Raw genomic sequence first — 1,759 nt, forward strand, 5'->3', positions numbered from 1 at the left:
TTAAGCGCCTCGGCCACCAGCGGGTAGACGTCGCTCAGCGGCGGGTGGTAGCCGCCTTCGGTGATGGTGAGTGAGACGATCCGGGTGGTCGGGGCGGCGAGCAGCTCGATGACCGCATCGGGATCGTCTGGGGCGTAACGGAAGTCGACGATGGAGCCGATGACGCGGGGCTCCCGGGTGCCGTCCGGGTGTTCGAGGATCAACGTGTACAGGTGGTTCTGGGCGCGCAGCGCGTCGCGCATGCGCCGGTCATCGGGCAGCACGCCCACACCGCAGATTCCCCAGTTTTGGGCGAGCCCGTCGCCCAGCAGCCTGTCGATGTACATGGCCTGATGGGCGCGGTGGAAGCCGCCGACGCCGAAATGCACGATGCCGACTCTGATTTGGCTGCGGTCGTAGGCCGGGACGGGGATGCCGAGCGCGCCCAGGTTGCGCGCGCTCAGCTCCATTCCCGCAACTTAGCTCACCGCTAAGCGTTGGGGCAGAGATCGCGCAAGGCGAAGATCACGACGTCCGCGGCCTGCCGGCCGTTGATTCCGCCGGTGCCCTGGTCGGCGTCCGAGCGCTGGATCGCCAGGCCCTCGAGCTGTTGCGGGGAGGCGCCCCAGGAGAGCTGCTGGCACAGGTCCGCTCCCATCTGCAGCAGCGCGTCGTCGCCGCCATTGACGGCGTGGATGCCGGCGTTGTGCAGGTCGTTGATGAAGGCAACCGCGTCGGCCCGGGCCGGGCTGGCCCAGACGATGCCCGCGGCCATAAGTGGGGCGCCTGCGAACGCTGCGCCCATGAACCGGCCATAGGGCCGCTGTGCTGCCATCGAAATGTTCTCCTTCGTCCCGTGCCCGAATCGCGGATGATGCACTTTTACACGAAAGCGCCGCCAAACACGCTGGGGAAGATAAATCCCGATGATGAATTGTGGGCAAAGACCGATGGCTATGCGTCCGGGCAGAGATCGCGGACGGCGTCGATGACCACGTCGTCGGCCTGTTGGGGGGTGATCCCGCCGGCGCCCTGCCGGCTGTCGGAGCGCTGCAACGCCAGACCCTCGAGCTGCGACGGCGGGGCGCCCCACGACAGTTGCTGGCAGACGCTCAGGCCCATCTGCACCAGCGCCGCGTCACCGCCGCTGACCGCATGGATCCCGTTTTTGTGCAGGTCGCTGACGAACGTGGTCGCGTCCGCGTGCGCCGGGCCTGCCAACGCGACACCGGCCACCAGGATGGGGCCACTCACTAGCGCTGTCTTGATGAATCGGCCGTAGGCCCGCTGTCCCGGCATGGCGATCCTCCCTTTGATCGTTCACCGTTCGTTTACCTCTATAGAACCTTTAAGACATGTTGGGTCGCCGAAAATTCCCTGGGAATGAGCTGCGGAAAAATTCGGATCGGCCAGACCGCAACGTTGCTGCGACGAGGTCTTTGCCCTGCGCGGCCGCGTACCCGGCTCGTGACGCCCTTGTGACGTCACCATTTGGATACGGCGCGGTGCGCCGCCTCGGGCGTTTCGTGGTGACTACCGACAATTGGCTCGTTATCTGCTGCATCAGATATGTGAGCGCGAATTAAAGGAGAGTCGGCGCTGATGGCGATCGTCGATCGGTTCAACATGAAAGTAGTTGCCAGCCTTGGGTTGTGCGGAGCCGCACTTGCGTTGAGCCCGGATGCGGCAGCCGCTCCCCTGAAGACGGGCGGCTACGCCTGCGTTCAGGGGCAGGCGGGCGAGGTCGGGGGCCCCGTCGCGGGCGCGCCGCTGGCCGGGC

Annotated in this window: 2 protein-coding genes and 2 pseudogenes; 1 reads left to right on the forward strand and 3 read right to left on the reverse strand. The window is 66.2% G+C overall.

The features are described from left to right. The 3 genes and pseudogenes from A9X05_RS09525 to A9X05_RS09535 form a co-directional block, all read right to left on the reverse strand. A pseudogene (locus tag A9X05_RS09525) lies at positions 1–449 on the reverse strand (mannitol dehydrogenase family protein); the annotation flags it as partial. A 20-nt stretch (positions 450–469) separates the two neighbouring features. Further along, complete coding sequence (locus A9X05_RS09530) at positions 470–754, reverse strand: DUF732 domain-containing protein (RefSeq protein ID WP_197498986.1); 285 nt, start codon at positions 752–754, stop codon at positions 470–472. Between the two features lie 179 nt (positions 755–933). Then, positions 934–1,278 (reverse strand): DUF732 domain-containing protein, encoded by a 345-nt coding sequence (locus A9X05_RS09535; protein ID WP_067754122.1) that lies wholly within the window; start codon positions 1,276–1,278, stop codon positions 934–936. A gap of 303 nt (positions 1,279–1,581) precedes the next feature. Here A9X05_RS09535 and A9X05_RS32040 point away from each other — a divergent pair. Then, positions 1,582–1,759 (forward strand): annotated as a pseudogene (locus tag A9X05_RS32040) (hypothetical protein); the annotation flags it as partial.

This window comes from Mycobacterium sp. E3298 (assembly GCF_001666895.1).
GTDB lineage: Bacteria > Actinomycetota > Actinomycetes > Mycobacteriales > Mycobacteriaceae > Mycobacterium.

What these genes read in the sequence shown, in the direction of transcription:
- A9X05_RS09530 (WP_197498986.1), bottom strand. Translation starts at nt 754, where the DNA reads ATGGCCGCGGGCATCGTCTGGGCCAGCCCGGCCCGGGCCGACGCGGTT.
- A9X05_RS09535 (WP_067754122.1), bottom strand. Translation starts at nt 1,278, where the DNA reads ATGCCGGGACAGCGGGCCTACGGCCGATTCATCAAGACAGCGCTAGTG.